The sequence below is a fragment of the Streptomyces sp. a15 genome, assembly GCF_059026085.1.
This window is the reverse complement of sequence record NZ_JBWLKM010000013.1, coordinates 1-16,623: the sequence shown is the minus strand read 5'-3', so window position 1 is coordinate 16,623 and position 16,623 is coordinate 1. Positions and strand designations below refer to the sequence as shown.

17 protein-coding genes are annotated in these 16,623 nt (G+C 72.3%); 8 read left to right on the top strand and 9 right to left on the bottom strand.

Annotation, left to right across the window (positions count from 1 at the left end; all coding sequences use genetic code 11):
* Positions 1 to 138 precede the first annotated feature (138 nt).
* The 3 genes from AC5P09_RS16185 to AC5P09_RS16175 are packed head-to-tail and all read left to right on the top strand — an operon-like array spanning position 139 to position 3,205.
* On the top strand, positions 139 to 912 hold the full coding sequence (locus tag AC5P09_RS16185; RefSeq protein ID WP_493874578.1) for an SDR family oxidoreductase: 774 nt from the start codon (positions 139 to 141) through the stop codon (positions 910 to 912).
* A complete protein-coding gene (locus AC5P09_RS16180) occupies positions 909 to 2,570 on the top strand; it encodes a class I adenylate-forming enzyme family protein (RefSeq protein WP_493874577.1) in 1,662 nt (553 codons plus the stop codon). The genes AC5P09_RS16185 and AC5P09_RS16180 overlap by 4 nt, the downstream gene beginning before the upstream one ends.
* 41 nt (positions 2,571 to 2,611) lie before the next feature.
* Positions 2,612 to 3,205 carry a TetR/AcrR family transcriptional regulator gene (locus AC5P09_RS16175; protein WP_493874576.1) on the top strand — a complete coding sequence of 198 codons (594 nt, stop codon included), beginning with the start codon at positions 2,612 to 2,614 and terminating at the stop codon, positions 3,203 to 3,205.
* Between the two features lie 56 nt (positions 3,206 to 3,261).
* On the opposite strand, the gene AC5P09_RS16170 is transcribed toward AC5P09_RS16175, so the two are convergent.
* From AC5P09_RS16170 to AC5P09_RS16150, 5 genes are all read right to left on the bottom strand, one after another.
* On the bottom strand, positions 3,262 to 4,485 hold the full coding sequence (locus tag AC5P09_RS16170) for an acyl-CoA dehydrogenase family protein (RefSeq protein WP_493874575.1): 1,224 nt from the start codon (positions 4,483 to 4,485) through the stop codon (positions 3,262 to 3,264).
* Positions 4,486 to 4,491: 6 nt separating this feature from the next.
* On the bottom strand, positions 4,492 to 5,523 hold the full coding sequence (locus AC5P09_RS16165; RefSeq protein ID WP_493874574.1) for a phosphotransferase family protein: 1,032 nt from the start codon (positions 5,521 to 5,523) through the stop codon (positions 4,492 to 4,494).
* Positions 5,524 to 5,684: 161 nt separating this feature from the next.
* The gene (locus AC5P09_RS16160) at positions 5,685 to 5,981 is read right to left on the bottom strand and encodes a hypothetical protein (RefSeq protein ID WP_493874573.1); all 297 of its coding nucleotides are present in this window, start codon (positions 5,979 to 5,981) and stop codon (positions 5,685 to 5,687) included.
* 674 nt (positions 5,982 to 6,655) lie between these two features.
* Complete coding sequence (locus AC5P09_RS16155) at positions 6,656 to 6,988, bottom strand: DUF202 domain-containing protein (protein WP_493874572.1); 333 nt, start codon at positions 6,986 to 6,988, stop codon at positions 6,656 to 6,658.
* Positions 6,985 to 7,377 carry a YidH family protein gene (locus AC5P09_RS16150; RefSeq protein WP_388355897.1) on the bottom strand — a complete coding sequence of 131 codons (393 nt, stop codon included), beginning with the start codon at positions 7,375 to 7,377 and terminating at the stop codon, positions 6,985 to 6,987. Before AC5P09_RS16150 ends, AC5P09_RS16155 begins: the two co-directional genes overlap by 4 nt.
* Before the next feature lie 66 nt (positions 7,378 to 7,443).
* Between AC5P09_RS16150 and AC5P09_RS16145 the strand changes: the two genes are divergently transcribed.
* On the top strand, positions 7,444 to 8,109 hold the full coding sequence (locus AC5P09_RS16145) for a hypothetical protein (protein ID WP_493874571.1): 666 nt from the start codon (positions 7,444 to 7,446) through the stop codon (positions 8,107 to 8,109).
* A gap of 31 nt (positions 8,110 to 8,140) precedes the next feature.
* Here AC5P09_RS16145 and AC5P09_RS16140 read toward each other — a convergent pair whose 3' ends face one another.
* On the bottom strand, positions 8,141 to 8,656 hold the full coding sequence (locus AC5P09_RS16140) for an NUDIX hydrolase (protein WP_493874570.1): 516 nt from the start codon (positions 8,654 to 8,656) through the stop codon (positions 8,141 to 8,143).
* Between the two features lie 24 nt (positions 8,657 to 8,680).
* Positions 8,681 to 9,580: a DMT family transporter gene (locus tag AC5P09_RS16135; RefSeq protein ID WP_493874569.1), complete on the bottom strand. Its 900-nt coding sequence runs from the start codon at positions 9,578 to 9,580 to the stop codon at positions 8,681 to 8,683.
* Between the two features lie 431 nt (positions 9,581 to 10,011).
* Here AC5P09_RS16135 and AC5P09_RS16130 point away from each other — a divergent pair, with 431 nt between their 5' ends.
* The 4 genes from AC5P09_RS16130 to AC5P09_RS16115 all read left to right on the top strand — a co-directional run bounded on the left by AC5P09_RS16130 (position 10,012) and on the right by AC5P09_RS16115 (position 14,042).
* Positions 10,012 to 10,965 carry a hypothetical protein gene (locus tag AC5P09_RS16130; RefSeq protein WP_493874568.1) on the top strand — a complete coding sequence of 318 codons (954 nt, stop codon included), beginning with the start codon at positions 10,012 to 10,014 and terminating at the stop codon, positions 10,963 to 10,965.
* Between the two features lie 31 nt (positions 10,966 to 10,996).
* Positions 10,997 to 12,535 carry an APC family permease gene (locus AC5P09_RS16125; protein WP_493874567.1) on the top strand — a complete coding sequence of 513 codons (1,539 nt, stop codon included), beginning with the start codon at positions 10,997 to 10,999 and terminating at the stop codon, positions 12,533 to 12,535.
* A gap of 144 nt (positions 12,536 to 12,679) precedes the next feature.
* The gene (locus AC5P09_RS16120) at positions 12,680 to 13,438 is read left to right on the top strand and encodes a molybdopterin-dependent oxidoreductase (RefSeq protein WP_493874566.1); all 759 of its coding nucleotides are present in this window, start codon (positions 12,680 to 12,682) and stop codon (positions 13,436 to 13,438) included.
* Complete coding sequence (locus AC5P09_RS16115) at positions 13,422 to 14,042, top strand: cytochrome b/b6 domain-containing protein (RefSeq protein ID WP_493874565.1); 621 nt, start codon at positions 13,422 to 13,424, stop codon at positions 14,040 to 14,042. Before AC5P09_RS16120 ends, AC5P09_RS16115 begins: the two co-directional genes overlap by 17 nt.
* 4 nt (positions 14,043 to 14,046) lie before the next feature.
* Here AC5P09_RS16115 and AC5P09_RS16110 read toward each other — a convergent pair whose 3' ends face one another.
* Together AC5P09_RS16110 and AC5P09_RS16105 are read right to left on the bottom strand one after the other, a co-directional pair.
* Entirely contained in the window at positions 14,047 to 15,114 is a 1,068-nt protein-coding gene (locus AC5P09_RS16110; RefSeq protein WP_493874564.1) for a hypothetical protein, read from the bottom strand.
* Complete coding sequence (locus AC5P09_RS16105) at positions 15,111 to 15,728, bottom strand: hypothetical protein (RefSeq protein WP_493874563.1); 618 nt, start codon at positions 15,726 to 15,728, stop codon at positions 15,111 to 15,113. Before AC5P09_RS16105 ends, AC5P09_RS16110 begins: the two co-directional genes overlap by 4 nt.
* Positions 15,729 to 16,623 lie beyond the last annotated feature (895 nt).

The window sequence follows — 16,623 nt, the reverse complement described above, 5'->3', positions numbered from 1 at the left end:
CCCACGCGGCGGAGCCGCACATTGACACAGGCCCGCGCCCCTGGGGGCGTTGCAGTTGCCCTTCCCCTGCAACATACCGACCGGTTAGTCTGGCCGTTGCGGGGGCAGAGTCGATTCTCGTCGCGTCGAAGGAGACCGATGGTGGAAGCCGTGCAGGGTGCTGGTGTGGTCGTCACGGGGGCCGGGGGTGGCATCGGGGCCGCGCTGGCCCGGCGTTTCGCCGCCGAGGGGGCCCGGGTCGTCGTCAACGACCTGGACGCCGAGCGGGCGAAGGCCGTCGCCGAGGAGATCGGCGGCATCGCCGTTCCGGGCGACGCCTCGGCGATCGTCGGCGAGGCCCGTGAGGCGCTGGGCGGCACGGTCGACGTGTACTGCGCCAACGCGGGCGTCGCCTTCGAGGGCGGGGAGACCGGCGAGGCGTTCGACGAGCGGCCCTGGGCGCTGTCCTGGGAGGTGAACGTCATGGCACACGTCCGCGCGGCCCACGAACTGCTCCCGGGCTGGCTGGAGCGCGGCAGCGGCCGTTTCGTCTCCACCGTGTCGGCCGCCGGACTGCTCACCATGATCGGCGCCGCGCCCTACAGCGTCACCAAGCACGGTGCGTACGCCTTCGCCGAGTGGCTGTCGCTGACGTACCGGCACCGCGGTCTGAAGGTCCACGCTATCTGTCCGCAGGGCGTGCGCACCGACATGCTGGCAGCCACCGGCAGCGCGGGCGACCTGGTCCTCCAGCCGACCGCGATCGCCCCGGCGGAGGTGGCGGACGCCCTCTTCAAGGGCATCGAGGAGGACCGCTTCCTGATCCTGCCGCACCCCGAGGTCGCCGGGTACTACCAGGCCAGGGCCGCCCACCCCGACCGCTGGCTGACCAACATGAACCACCTCCAGCAGAAGTGGGAGGCGAGCCGGTGACCGACTCCCGTTACGCGGCCAAGCCCTGGCTCGGCCTGCTCAACGACGCCCAGCGCGCCCCGATCGACCCCGCCGACTCGCTGGTGCATGCCCTGCGCCGGGCAGTCGCCGACACCCCGGACCGCACCTTCCTCGCCTACTTCGACGGCCGTCTGACCTACCGCGAGGTCGACGAGCTGAGCGACTCCGTCGCCGGGCACCTCGCCGCCCGCGGCCTGGAGCGCGGCGACCGGGTGGCGATCCTGCTGCAGAACTCCCCGCACTTCGTGCTCGCCCTGCTCGGTGCCTGGAAGGCAGGCGCGACCGTGGTGCCCGTCAACCCGATGTACAAGTCGGGGGAGGTCGGGCATGTCCTGCGGGACGGCGAGGTGGCCGTGCTGGTCTGCTCGGACCGGGCCTGGGAGTCGTATCTGCGCGAGACGGCGGCCGACTCGCCCGTACGCATCGTGCTGACCGGCTGCGAGCTGGACTTCCAGAACCGCGGGGACGCGCGCGTGCTGACCTTCGAGCGGCTGCCTCTGGCCGCCGACGCCGACGACCTGACGGCCGTCGCCCGCGCCGGTCACAAGGCGCCCGAGGACCGCGACGCGGGCCCCTCCGATGTCGCCCTGATCAGCTACACCTCGGGAACCAGTGGCGCTCCCAAGGGCGCCACCAACACGCACGGCAACATCATGCACAACGCCGAGCGGCAGCGGACCGGCCTGGCTCTGCCCGAGGCGCCCGTCTACTTCGCGATGGCGCCGCTGTTCCACATCACCGGCATGGTCTGCCAGCTCGGCGCCTGTCTGAACAGCGCGGGCACGCTCGTCCTGGCGTATCGCTTCGAGGCCGGTGTCGTGCTGGACGCCTTCGCCGAGCACCGGCCGCACTACACGGTCGGGCCGTCCACCGCCTTCATGGCGCTGGCCGCCCATCCCGACGTCACCCCGGACCACTTCTCGTCCTTCGTGAACATCTCCTCCGGGGGCGCCCCCCTGCCGCCCGCCCTGGTGGAGAAGTTCCGGGCCGGCTTCGGGCCGTACATCCGCAACGGCTACGGGCTCACCGAGTGCACCGCGCCCTGCGCCTCCGTACCGCCGGACCTGGAGGCGCCCGTCGACCCGGCCTCCGGGACACTGGCCGTGGGCGCGCCCGGCCCCGACACGGTGGTACGGATCGTCGACGACCAGGGCGCCGAGGTGCCCTTCGGGGAGCAGGGCGAGATCCTCGTACGGGGGCCGCAGGTCGTCCCCGGCTACTGGCGGCGCCCCGAGGCCACCGCCGAGACCTTCCCGGACGGCGAGCTGCGCACCGGGGACATCGGCTTCATGGACCCGCAGGGCTGGCTGTACGTCGTCGACCGCAAGAAGGACATGATCAACGCGGCCGGCTTCAAGGTGTGGCCCCGCGAGGTCGAGGACGTGCTCTACACCCACCCGGCGGTGCGCGAGGCGGCCGTCGTCGGGGTGCCCGACGGGTACCGCGGGGAGACCGTCAAGGCGTACATCAGCCTCCGTCCGGGCTCCGACACGGACCCGGCTGCACTCGCCGCGTACTGCAAGGAGAGACTGGCCGCCTACAAATACCCGCGTCAGGTGGAGATCCTGCCCGACCTGCCGAAGACGGCGAGTGGGAAGATCCTCCGGCGGGAACTGCGTTCCCGCCCGCAGGGCTAGAAACAGCAACAGAAGAAAGTCTCGGAAGGCAGGTGGCGGCAGTGCCCAGGACTACGGACGGTGACGGTACCCCCGTGCCGCAGCGGCTCCTCGCCGCCGCCACCCGGCTCTTCGCCGAGCAGGGCTACGACCGCACCTCGGTGCAGGAGATCGTCGAGGCGGCCGGTGTCACCAAGGGGGCGCTGTACCACTACTTCGGCTCCAAGGACGACCTCCTGCACGAGGTGTACGCGCGCGTGCTGCGCGTCCAGCAGGAGAGACTCGACGCGTTCGCGAACGCCGACGAGCCGATCGAGAAGCGCCTCAGGGGGGCGGCGGCCGACGTCGTCGTCACCACCATCGACAACCTCGACGACGCGTCGATCTTCTTCCGCTCGATGCACCACCTGAGCCCCGAGAAGAACAAGCAGGTCCGCGCCGAGCGCCGGCGCTACCACGAACGCTTCCGCGCGCTCATCGAGGAGGGCCAGGAGGCGGGAGTGTTCTCGAAGGCGACCCCGGCCGACCTGGTCGTGGACTACCACTTCGGCTCGGTCCACCACCTGTCGACCTGGTACCGCCCCGAAGGCCAGATGAGCCCCCAGGAGGTCGCCGACCACCTCGCGGACCTGCTGCTGCGGGCGCTGCGGCCGTAAGCCACGCGCGCGTGCGGGGCGGCTGCCACCCAGGCGGCCGCCCCGCATCCTTCACCTCACACGTACTGCTTCAGCTCGCGCCGCGCCAGCGACCGCTGGTGCACCTCGTCCGGACCGTCCGCGATCATCAGCGTGCGGGCGCCGGCGTAGAGCTCGGCGAGAGGGAAGTCCTGGCTGACGCCGCCCGCGCCGTGCAGCTGGATGGCCCGGTCGATGATGTCGACGACCGCGCGGGGCGTGGCGATCTTGATGGCCTGGATCTCTGCATGGGCGCCCCGGTTGCCGACCGTGTCCATCAGCCAGGCCGTCTTCAGCACCAGCAGCCGCAGCTGCTCGACGGTGACCCGCGCATCGGCGATCCAGTTGTGGACGACGCCCTGCTGGGCCAGTGCCTTGCCGAAGGCGGAACGGGACACGGCCCGCCGGCACATCAGCTCGATCGCCCGCTCGGCCATGCCGACCAGCCGCATGCAGTGATGGATCCGGCCGGGACCCAGCCGGGCCTGGGCGATGGCGAAGCCGCCGCCCTCCTCACCGATCAGATTGGACACCGGCACGCGCGCGTGGTCGAAGACCACCTCGGCGTGACCGCCGTGGTAGTGGTCCTCGTAGCCGAACACCTTCATGGCGCGCTCGACCGTGACACCCGGGGTGTCGCGGGGGACGAGGATCATGGACTGCTGGCGGCGGATGTCGGCCCCGTCCGGGTCCGTCTTGCCCATCACGATGAAGATCCTGCAGTCCGGGTTCATCGCCCCGGAGATGTACCACTTGCGGCCCGTGATGACGTACTCGTCCGTGCCGTCGGAGGCTCGCTCTATGTGCGTGGTGATGTTCGTGGCGTCCGAGGAGGCCACCTCCGGCTCGGTCATCGCGAACGCCGAGCGGATCTCACCGGCCAGCAGCGGCTCCAGCCACTGCTTCTTCTGCTGCTCGTCGCCGAACTGCGTCAGCACCTCCATGTTCCCGGTGTCCGGCGCCGCGCAGTTCAGCGCGGTGGGAGCGAGCTGCGGGGAACGGCCGGTGATCTCGGCGAGCGGCGCGTACTGGAGGTTGGTGAGGCCGGCGCCGTACTCGGTGTCGGGAAGGAAGAGGTTCCACAGGCCCTGCCGGCGTGCCTCCGCCTTCAGCTCCTCGACCACGGCCGGGGTGTCCCACGGCGAGGCCAGCAGGGCGCGCTGTTCCTCCGCGACCGCCTCGGCCGGGTAGACGTACTCGTCCATGAAGGCGAGCAGCTTGGCGCGCAGCTCCTCGGTGCGTGCGTCGAACGCGAAGTCCATGGTGTGTCAGCCTTCCTGAAGAGTGGTCAGGCCGTGCCCGATGAAGACCGGGACCAGGTCACCGATGCGGTCGAAGCCCGGGCCGACCGTCTGGCCCAGGGTGTAGCGGTAGTGGATGCCCTCCAGGATCACGGCGAGCTTGAACCAGGCGAAGGCCGTGTACCAGGCGACCGCGGAGACATCGCGCCCCGAACGCGCCGCGTACCGCTCGATCAGCTCGGCGGGGCTCGGGTGCCCGGCGGCCTCGGCGGTGGTGGACACGGGGGAGTCGGGCATGCCGAGCGGCAGGCTGTACATCACTAGCAGGCCGAGGTCGGTGAGCGGGTCGCCGAGCGTCGACATCTCCCAGTCGAGGATCGCCTTGATCTTGTCGTCGTCGCCGATCAGGACGTTGTCGAGCCGGTAGTCGCCGTGCACGACGGTCGGGGCGGGGGAGTGCGCCAGCCGCCGGCCGAGGGTTGCGTGCAGCTCGTCGATGCCGGCCAGCTCGCGGTTGCGGGAGGCGTCCAGCTGCTTGCCCCAGCGCCGCAACTGGCGGTCGAGGAAGCCCTCCGGGCGGCCGAAGTCGCCGAGTCCGACCTCGGCGGGGTCCACCGCGTGCAGCTCCACGAGCGTGTCCACCAGGGCCAGCACGGCACCCCGGGTGCGCTCCGGGCCGAGCGGGGCGAGCTGGTCGGCGGTGCGGTACGGCGTGCCCTCGACGAACTCCATGACGTAGAAGGGCGCTCCGAGCACCGCCCCGTTCTCGGGGTTATCGCACAGCAGCACCGGACGCGGCACCGGCACGTTCGTCGGGTACAGCGCGCTGATCACCCGGTGCTCGCGCTTCATGTCGTGCGCGGTGGCCAGGACATGGCCGAGCGGGGGCCGCCGTACGACCCACTTCGAGGTGCCGTCGGAGACCGCGTAGGTGAGGTTCGACCGTCCGCCCTCGATCAGTCGGCCGGTCAGCGGGCCGTGCACCAGGCCGGGCCGCTCACGGTCGAGCAGGCCGCGCAGCCGGTCGAGATCGAGACCGGGCGGATGGTCGGGACTCATCAATGCTCCTACGGACGGGTGAACGCGACATGACCATGATGCCGACCGGTCGGTATGTCGTCCAGTAGGTGGGCGGAACGTGATCGGGGCCACGATAGGCCTGCAGCTCCCCGCGCAGGGCGCTGGGGAGCTGCAGGTGGTGACTTCTCGGCCAGGTCGGCTCAGTGGTCGTCCCAGTGGCCCTCGTGTTCGGCGTGCCGGTGGCCGTCGTGCAGATAGTCCACGTGGTCGCCGTGCAGGACGCTCGGGTGCCCGCAGTCCTGGCCGTGCCGGTGGTCGTGACTCTCGTGCGAGACGTGCCCGGAGGGTTCGCACTCGTCCCAGTGCCCGCTGTGCTCGCGGTGCATGTGCCCGTCGTGCGCGTAGTCGACGTGGTCGCCGTGCGGCACCGTGGCGTGGCCGCAGTCCGGGCCGTGCGTGTGCGTGTGGGAGGCGTGTTCCTGGTGGAGGGTGGTCATGGTGCTCACCTTCGAAGGTGCGGGTGATGACGTCGGACAGGCTGCCACGCGAACGCCGCGTATCCGGCGATTCGGACCTGGCGTGGCGTCCGGGTACCCCTGAGGGGCGGGCCCACGAAGCCCGTCGTCTCCGACGGTAAGGCGGCGCCAGGGGGCTCGCTCCTCAAGAGCGGCCCAAGAACGGATCAAGGTCGTGTACGAGGATCTGTGCCGGAGGTGTACGAGATCCGCGCCGGGGCGCGTAGGAGGGCCCGTGCCGGTTGGGCTGCGAGGCCCGTGCCGGTTGGCCTTCGAGGGTCGCGCCGGTTGGCGTACGAGATCCGCGCCGGGGCGCGTGGGAGGGCCGCGCCGGATTGCCCACGAGGCCCGCGCCGATTGGGCTGCGAGGCTCGCGCCGGCTGGCCTTCGAGGCCCGTGCCGGCTGGCGTACGAGGTCCGTGCCGCGGCCCGTATGAGATCCGCGCCGGATCGCCTACGAGGGCCCGTCGCCGGAATGCCATCGAGGGCCCGCGCCGGTTGGCGTACGAGGTTCGTGCCGGGGCGCGTACGAGATCCGCGCCGGATCGCCTGCGAGGCCCGTCGCCGGTTGGCCTGCGAGGCCCGTGGGATCGCCTAGGGGGCCCGTCGCCAGTTCGCTGCCAGGACCGCGCCAGGCTGCCCGGACAGCGCGCCGCCTAGAAGACCAGCGCCGCCGCGCACACCGCGAGCCCCACCGTGAGCAGCGCACCTGCCGTCGCGTGCCGGGGGGTGAGTGCCGTCGGGCTGCTCGTGGCGGACAGGGCGCGGATGCGGTGGTGGGCGATGAGCAGGAAGGCCAGCCAGAGGACGCAGCACAGGGCGCAGACGACGATCCCGGGTGCCGAGACTCCACCGTGCAGCGTTGTCTTCATGGCGAGGATGGCGGCTGCGGTGCTGGACAGGGTCGTACGCCGCCAGGCCAGCCGGGTCCGCTCGGGCTGGAGCCCGGGGTCCCGGTCCGAAGCCGGCCGGGCGGCCGTCCCGCTCATCCCTCCCACCCGACGAGCACCACGACGACCATCGCGACGGCCACGACCGCGACCGCGAGGCTCAGCAGCGCCGGGAACCGGGACACCGGAAGGTCCTCGCCGCGGCGCATGGCCCGCTCGCAGCGCACCCAGTGGTTGACCGCCCGCAGCGAGCACAGCACGCCCGCCGCGAGCAGCGCGAGCGCGAGCCCCACCCGCCAGCCCCAGCGCAGGTCCGGCAGGAACTGGTCCACGGCGAAGCCGCCGCCGATCAGCGCGAGCGCGGTGCGCAGCCAGGCCAGGAAGGTGCGCTCGTTCGCCAGCGAGAAGCGGTAGTCGGGGGTGACGCCCTCCTGCCGGATCTCCCGGGGGTCGAACCAGAGCCGGACGGTGCGTGCGAAACCGATCACGTGCAGGACCCTACCGGGGGCACTGCCACGGGGCGTTGTCAGTGCCGCCCGCTACCGTTCGGGGGCATGGATGTTCCCACGTCACTGGCCCGGTACGCGGAGGCCGGGCACGGCATCGCCCCCGCCGAGCAGCTGCTCGACCTGCCCGGGTTCTGGCCCGCCTACTTCGGCCCCACCTGGGACGGGTTCGCCGACGAGCCAGAGGTGTTCGGCGCCGACACGGCGGACGTGGACGCGGCGGGCGAGGCGTTGTACGGGGCGACGGAGGTCTGGCCCGCGTACCGCATACCGCTGCCCGGCGGGCACCTGCTCTGGATCGTGCACCGGAACCTCCCCGACGACCCGGGCACGGACTACCTGCTCACCCACCCCGACCAGGCCCGGGAGACCGTCCTGGCTTCCAGCGAGGGCCACTTCACCGGGCCGGGACTGTCCTGGCCGGATCTGGTCGCCGTTGCCGACTCGACCCCGGCGGACGCCGAGGGCGTACGCGATCCCGACCTGCGGCTGCTCCTGCTGCTCCAGGCGTTCGGCGACGCGGAGACACCCGTGGAGGAGGCGGTGGAGCGGATCGCCGCCGCGCTCGTCGCCGTGGGCATGACGGCTCAGGCGGCTCCGGAGGCGGCCGAGGGGTTCCTCGACCATCCCTTCTGGGAGAGCCCCTACTGGGCCGCTCCGGGCAACAGCCCGCTGAGCGGCGGTACAGGTACGGCCGGACCGGTCCGGCCGTAGCACTGCTCGGCGGACCGGTCGGCTCAGCGGCTCAGCCCATAGAGCGGTAGGCCCGCAGCCGCTCGTACGCGTCCAGCCCGTCCGGCACCCACTCCCACTCCCTCAGCCGGCGCAGCACCTCGTCCTCCGGCAGGAAGTCGTGCCAGGCGACCTCCTCCACCTGCGGGCTGACCGGAGGATCGCAGCGGACCTCGTACACCGAGGACCACCAGGTCCGGCCGGCACCGTCGTCGTAGAGGAACTTGAAGAGGTACTCGGGGCGCGGCAGCCCGCTCACGCCCAGTTCCTCCTCGGCCTCGCGCAGGGCCGCGTCGTCGTAGGACTCGCCCGCGCCGACCACTCCGCCGACGAACATGTCGTACAGGGAGGGGAAGACCAGCTTGGCCGGTGTGCGGCGGTGGACGAAGATCCGGCCCTCTGCGTCCCGGGCCTGGATGAAGACGCAGCGGTGGCGCAGGCCCTTCGCGTACGCCTCGCCCCGCGGCGACTGTCCGATGACCGTGTCGTTCTCGTCGACGATGTCGAGGATCTCGTCAGCAGCGCTCATGGCCCCATCCAAGCAGGGGTCGAATCAGGCCCGGGCGTCAGTGCGCTGAAGGTCCCGCGCCCGCTCGGTCTGCGTGCACGGCATCGCCGGATGCATGCCGAGGACCACGATGCCCACGACGATCGCCGCGAGTCCCGCCGCTTCCCAGGCCAGCGCGCCCGTGTCGGTGCGCAGCCGGTCGCCGAGGAAGCCGACGCCGCAGATGATCCCGGCCAGCGGCTGGGCCGCGGTCAGGGCGGGCAGCGACATCCGCAGGGGAGCGGTCTCGAACGCGCTCTGCACCAGGATGAGCCCGGTGACGCCGAGCAGCAGCACGGCGTACGGCTGCCAGCCGGTCAGCAGCTCCACCAGGCCGCCCTCGGAGAAACGCTGGCCGCTCACCTGGGTCAGTGCGTCCTGGACGCCGTACAGCAGACCGGCGGCCAGGGCGAGCAGGACCGGGCCGGAGCTCAGCCGGGAGCGCTTGGCGTAGGTCGTGAGCAGCAGGGCGAGGCCGACCATGGCGCCGATGATCAGCCAGTGGCGCAGCGGGTCGGTGAGCGCGGTGCCGCCGCGTGGCTCGCCCGCCACGATGAACGTGGTCACCCCGCCCGCGAGCAGCACGAGGCCCGCCCAGCCCTGGCGGCCCAGCGGCTGCTTGCTCTGCTTGCGGGACAGGGCGAGGGCGAACAGCAGGTTGGTGGCGAGGAGGGGCTCCACCAGGGAGATCTCGCCCTGGCCCAGCGCGATCGCGCCGAGGGCCATGCCGGCCACCATCAGCCCGATGCCGCCGAGCCAGCGCGGCACCTTCATCAGGTCGAGCAGCAGGCGGGGGGAGAGGAAGTCGCTCAGCGGGGCCTGGCGGGCGGCGTTCTGCTGGAGCACGAATCCGAAGCCCAGACAGCAGGCCGCGCTCAGGGCGAGAACCAGGACCAGAACCGACACGCTGCGTACCTCGAGATCATCCGGCGGGGCCACGGGGAGCGTGGGCGGCCGACTGTAGCGTCCCAGGGTCCGCCATGCCCCTGGGAGTGCCCGAGAACCCGGGCGGTTGACTCGATCCCGGCGCCCCGGCCGACGGGGCGGGCGCGCGACCGTGTCGACCATCGTGCGGGGTCCTGGCGGGTCCGCGCCATGGCGTGGGCCACAACGGAACCGGCGATCCGTGTCCGGTCTCGCCCGCCGCTCCACAAGTCCCTTTCAGGTCACGGAAGTTGACGCGTGTAACGCCGGTATCCCCCTTGACGGAAAGCGTTGGCTGAGGATTGGCTGTGAGTGATCAGCTGATGGCAAGCCGAAACGTCCAGACCAGAAGGCCGGCCGCCACGTCGGCCGCATACCGACGACGAGCCGCGTCGTGTGAGGAAGTCCCCGCGGTGTCCCCACCCCCGCCACCCCTCGGGCGCAGTCGCAAGCGCGCCGCCGCTCAGATCCTCGACGCCGCCCTCGACGACAGCGAACTCGTCGCCGCCCGGGCCGCCTTGGCGCAGGGGCGATGGCAGGCCGCCCGTGCGCTGCTGGCCCGGACGGGGGACGACTGGGACCGGCGGGGGCACCGGGTGACGGTGCTCGCCCTGGAGCCCTACAGCGCCGCGTGGGCCGGCGACTGGCTGCTCGCCGAGCCGGAGTCGGCCGACGCGGCCGTCCTGCTCGCCCTCGCCCAGGTCCGGCGGGCCCTGCGGGGCAAGGAGAAACCGGTCACGGCCCGCGAGGCCTGCCGGACCGCCGCCGCTCTCGCGCCCGCCGACCCCACCCCCTGGCTCGGCCTGCTCATGCTGGAGCGGGACCTCGGCGCCGGCGAGGAGACCGTCCGGCTGTTCGGCGAGGTCCGGGCGCGGTACGCCGACCACCACCACGCCCATCACCTGATGGTCGCCCACCTCGCCGAGCACCGCTCCGAGGCCGGCCCGGACCCCCTGCACGAGGTGTACGACTTCGCCCACTGGGCCGCCGAGCAGGCCCCCGCCGACTCCCCGCTCGCGATCCTCCCGGTCGTCGCGCACGCCGAGCGCTACCGCGTGCTGGCCGCCGCCGGGCACGAGCCCCCGGACCCGGCCGCCTGCGGGCACTGGGCCGGGCGCCGGGCCCGGCAGGTGATGAAGGCCGCCTTCGACTGGTGGCTGGAGTGGGAGCACGAGGGCCACCCGCGCCGACTGGTCGACCTCAACTTCCTCGCCCACGCCAAGGTCTGCGAGGGCCGGGGCGCCGAGGCGGCCGCCCTCTTCCACCGCATCGGCGACCACGTGACCCCGGCACCGTGGTCGTACCCGGACCGCGACCCCTGCCCCGCCTTCCGTGCCGCCCGCGCCGGCGCGCTCGGCACGGCGTAATGCCCATCTCCCGGAAAAGGACGGTCTCCCCGTGACCACGGACAGTTCGCGCAGCAGCACCACCCCGGGCGGCATCAGTACGTTCAAGGGACAGGAGCGCGCCCTGCGCTCCGACCGCCTCGGCACCGGTGGCCTGCTGCTCTCCGTCCTCGCCGCGACCGCCCCCCTCATGGTGGTCGCGGGTGTCATGCCCACCACATTCGCGGTGATGGGCGTCGTCGGGCAGCCGCTCCTCTTCGTCGTCCTCGGCGTCGTTCTGGTCCTCTTCGGCATCGGTTACGCGGAGATGAGCCGGCACGTCCACAACGCCGGCGCCTTCTACGCGTACATCTCCCGCGGCCTCGGCGGCACCGCCGGCGCGAGCGCCGCCCTGGTCGCCCTCGTCGCCTACAGCGCGCTCCAGGTCGGCATCTACGGCATCTTCGGCTTCGAGGTCGCCGGCCTGTTCGCCACCTACGCCGACCTGGAGATCGCCTGGTGGATACCGGCACTGGCGGCCGCCCTCGTGGTCGGCGCGCTGGGCCGGCTGAAGATCGACGTCAACGCGCGCGTGCTGGGCGTTCTGCTGATCGTGGAGGTCGCCCTGGTCGTCATCTTCGACGTGGCGGCCGTCGCCGACCCCGGCCCGCAGGGCCTGTCCCTGCACGCCTTCAACCCGGACACGCTCACCGGCGCCGGGCTCGGCACCGCCCTGTGCTTCTGCATCGCCGCCTTCCTCGGCTTCGAGCAGGCGCCCGTGTACGCCGAGGAGACCAGCCGCCCGCACATCCTGGTGCCGCGCGTGATGTTCCTGGCGGTCGGCGGGGTCGCCGTCTTCTTCGCGCTCAGCAGCTGGGCCCTCACCGTCGCCACCGGCCCCGCGGCGATCGTCGGCGAGGCACGGCAGCAGAGCGCCGGACTCCTCTTCACCCTCACCGAGGCCCGGCTCGGCGGCACCTTCACGGACGTCCTGCACATCCTGTTCGTGACCGGCATGTTCGCGGCCCTGCTCAGCTTCCACAACGTCGTCGCCCGGTACGCCTTCGCCATGGGCCGCGAAGGCCTGCTGCCCGCCGCCTTCGGCCGGACCACCGGCGCGAGCGGCGCCCCCGGCACCGGCTCCCTGCTCCAGACGGCCGTGTCCGTCCTGGTCGTGGCCGCCTTCGCGGTCGCCGACGACAAGCCGGTCGGCGACCCCACCGCCCCCGTCCTGCACCTGTTCACCTGGTGCGGCAACCTCGGCGCGCTCGGCGTGATCGTGCTGATGGCGGCGGCCTCCCTCTCGGTCGTCGTGTTCTTCGCCCGCCGCGGCGCCGCGGGCGCCCAGGCCTGGCGCCTGGTCACCTCCGCCCTCGCGGGCATCGCCCTCCTGGTGATCGCCGGCTACACGGTCAGGGACTTCGACGTCCTGGTCGGCGCCGGCCCCGGCTCCGCCCTGAGCTGGGCACTGCCCGGCATCATCGGCCTCGCCCTGGTGATCGGCCTGGTCCAGGGCCTGGTCCTGCGCTCCAGGGCACCCGAGGCGCACGCCCGCATCGGGCTCGGCAACGAGGCGTTCCAGCTGGAGAAGGCGGCGGAGAAGACGCCGTGACCACCGTCGTGACCGTTGTGATCACCGTCGTCACCACCTGGGATTCGCGTAAGAAGTGATGACGGAACCCTGACGAGCACCCGCGACCCCTGGCCGCCCCCGGGTCGCGGGTGTTCGAATGAACCCGTGAACTCCGATGAACCCGTGAACACCGAACGGCCCGAGGAATCGGGCGGAACGGGCACGGACCAGCCCGAGGCACGCGGCACGCCCGTCGGCCGCCGCGTCTTCCTCGGCACCCTCGGCCTGGGCGCGCTGGGCGTCGTCGCCGCGCCCACCCTGCAACGCGGCCTGGAGGCCTTCCTCGGCAGCGCCGCCGACAAGGACCCCACCGGCCTGACGGGCCTGCTCCCGAACGGCGGCGGCTTCCGCTACTACTCGGTCACGTCCTCCGTGCCCCGCAAGAACGCCGAGAACTACCGGCTCACCATCGACGGCCTGGTCGACCGCCCGAAGACGTACACGCTGGCCGACCTCCGAGCCCTGCCGCAGACCCGCATGGTCAAGGACGTCCAGTGCGTCACCGGCTGGCGGGTCCCCGACACCCCCTTCGAGGGGGTACGCCTGTCCCGGCTCCTGGACGCCGCGGGAGTGCGCCCCTCGGCCGGGGCGGTGCGTTTCACCTGCTTCGACGGCGCCTACAGCGAGAGCCTCACCCTCGACCAGGCCCGCCGCGCGGACGTTCTGGTCGCCCTGCGCATGCAGGACAAGGACCTCGGCCACTCCCACGGCGGCCCGGTCCGCCTCTATGTGGCACCCATGTACTTCTACAAGTCGGCCAAGTGGCTCTCCGGCATCACCGTCACCGAGGACGTGAAGCCGGGCTACTGGGAGAAGCGGGGATACGACATCGACGCCTGGGTGGGCCGTTCGAACGGGCGGGACGATGAGCCTACGAGCTGACACCCCGCCGACCACGCGGGTGCGCCGCTTCACCCGGGCCGAACGGTGGGTGCACCGGACGACGGCCGTCCTGATGGGCGTGTGCGTGGTGACGGCGGCCTGTCTGTACGTCCCCCAGCTCGCCGAACTCGTCGGCCGCCGCGAACTGGTCGTCCGCGTCCACGAGTGGGCCGGCCTCGCCCTGCCGGTGCCGGTCCTGGCGGGCCTCGTCTCCCGCGCGTTCCGCGCCGACCTGCGCTTCCTCAACCGTTTCGGCCCGCACGACCGTCTCTGGCTGCGCGCCGCCCTGCGCCGCGACAAGCGGCGCGCAGCCCGCCCGGCGGGCAAGTTCAACGCCGGCCAGAAGGTGTACGCGGCCTGGGTCGCCGGCGCCACCCTGGTCATGCTCGGCACGGGACTGATCATGTGGTTCACCCACCTCACCCCGCTGATGTGGCGCACCAGCGCGACCTTCGTCCACGACTGGCTGGCGCTGACCATCGGCATCGTCCTCGCCGGGCACATCGGCATGGCGCTGGGGGATCCGGAGGCGCGGCGGGGGATGCGGACGGGGGCGGTGAGCCGGGAGTGGGCGGAGCGGGAACATCCGCTGTGGCGTCCGTGACCGGTCAAGGGCATTCCGTCGCCCGGTAGTCCTGCCCGCTGACGTACTCCACCCGCAGGGTCTTGTCCTGTTCCCGCAGGACGTACAGCCTGCCCTTCCAGGGCGCCCAGTACCTGGGCACGAGGAACAGACGGTCACCGGAGACATGGAACAGCCGTAGCCCGGCGTACCGGTAACGGTAGGGGCTGCCCTTCGCGTCGACGACGGCGAAGCAACTGCCGCCGCCACGGATCAGCAGGTCCTGCTCGCTGAAGACGACGACGGCCGGGAACCCTTGGTCGACTGTGGCGGCCGTCGTGGCGGCACGGCCCCGGCCGACGATCCCGGCGTACGCGTACACGGCCCAGAACAGCGCGATGACGGCGACCAGCAGGGCCGGCGCCCAGATCCGCGCGGCCCCGGGCCGGGGCGCCGTCGCGTCGGATCCCGGTCGGGTGCGCGCGTAGGCGCTGACCAGCACGCCGGTCAGGATCAGCAGCGGGAGGATGAGTTCGAGGACGTCCTGGGCCACGTAGTAGACCGGCAGGAGGAGCACCGACGGCACCCATGCGTGCCGTAGCGCCCGCAGCGCCCGCGCGGCGCGCGCCGGATCGCGCTGCACCCGCTGGTGCAACGCCGTCGCCGCGATCGAGACGGCGGCCGCCACGAGGACGGGGAGGTACAGCGCGTCCACACTCCGCAGCAGATAGTCGGCCGTGGAGAACCGGAAGAGGGTGTCCCGCAGGCCCAGAGCCCGGGTCTCGGCGTCCGTGCTGGCCCAGCCGAAGTAGAAGAGGACGGCGGTGAAGAGGGAGAGGAACGAGCCTGCGGTGCCCAGGAGTTCGAGCCACTTGGGGGCGACGGGCGGGGGCTCGGGGGGTATGGGTTGCGGCTCCGGGTCGGGTGTGGGCGTGGGCTCGGGGGGTATGGGTTGCGGCTCCGGGTCGGGTGTGGGCGTGGGCTCGGGGGGTACGGGTTGCGGCTCCGGGTCGGGCGTGGGCGCGGGGTCGGGCGTGGGCGGCGTACGGCGGAGTGCGGCCCGGGTGCGTGTCACCGCCGTACGCAGGCGGCTCAGGTGGGTGCGGTCGCTCACGGGGTGGCGGCGGTCGAAGGGCTTCCGTCCCGTGACTCGACCGGCGACGGGTCGGTGGAGCCGGCCGTGGCCGGGGCGACGAGGGAGAAGGCGTCGTCCAGGGTTGCCGTCCCGTCGCCACCGTTGTGGTCGAGGCGCACGGTGGCGCTCCGCGGATAGCCGCCCGAGTCCGGCGTGGGGACGACCACGTCGAAGGTCAACTGGTCGGGTGGCTCGGCTTTCGGGTTCGGATCGTCGTCAGGAAGATCGACGGGGATCCCGGCGATGGTCATGCTGCTCGCTCCGCCCAGCAGCTCCGCCTTGTCGAAGTAGATGCCGCCGACCTTGACCGTGATCGTGTCGCCCGGCCTGGCCGTGCCGTCGTCGCCGACGTGCACGGAGATGATCCGGAAGGAGCAGACGTCACTGCCGCCGGCCGAGGACGGCGTCAATCGCGCGGTGGCGGAGGGCTGTTGCCGGTGGAAACGCAGGACTTCGCCGAGTACGGCATGAGCCTTCCTCCCCTTGCAGCCGGTGAGCCTGCCCTGGAGCGCGGCGTATTCCGTGGCGGCCGTGTCCCAGCTGCCACCCTGGCCCTGTACGGCCTTGCAGGCCTCGGCCAGTGCGCCGAGCACGCGCCACTCGTCGGTCCGTGGTTTCGCCGAGATCAGTTCGGCGGTTGTCCCGCAGTTCTGCGGGGCCTCGCCGAGCAGGTCGTAGGCAGTCTCCGGGTCGTCCTCGGCGTCGGTGTTGGGCGACTTCGGCCCCGGTGGTAACCAGGAGGGTCCCTCGATACGCCCGCCTCCGCGGCCCGAGTTTCCGCCGCTCCCCGAGCCTGCGGAACCTCCGGGGGTTCCGGAGCCTCCTGAACCTCCGGAGTCTCCGGAACCCTGAGACCCGCTCGAGCCGCCGGACCCGGATCCCCCGGATCCCCCGGATCCCCCTGACCCACCCGAACCACTCGAACTCCCGCCGCCCCCCGACCCGTTGGACCCGTCGCCGCCCCCGGTACCGTCATCCGGGCGCCACGTCGGTGTTCCCTCGCCGGAGCCGCCCGTACTGCTCGCCCCTCCGTCGCCCCCGCCGGTGCCACCGCCCGACACGCTCGTGCCGCCGCCGGACCCGCCGCCCGCGTCGTCACCGCCGCCGCCCCTGCCGCATGCCGCGGCCGTGCCGATCGCCAGTGCTCCCGCGAGCAGGAGCCCCGATATGCGTACCCCGAGCGAAATCGCCATGACGCCCCCGAAGTCATAGGCCCCGGGGCGTCGGCTCTGCAGGCCGGTGGCCGCGGGCGGCGCCCCGGAGTGCTCCCATGATGGGACGCGCCCCTCCGTCCGGGAAGCGGCTTCACCCAGGCTGCGAAAGCTGGGGCGAATCGATGCTCGGGGGGGGGGGGGGGGGGGGGAGAAAAGGGGTAGGAGGGGGGGGAGGAGGGGGGAGGTCGGTGGTGAAAGGTGGGTCAGGGAATGAAGTACTCGGCGAGGTCATCGCCGAGGAGCTCGCGCAGTCTCCCCAGGGCACGGGTGCAAC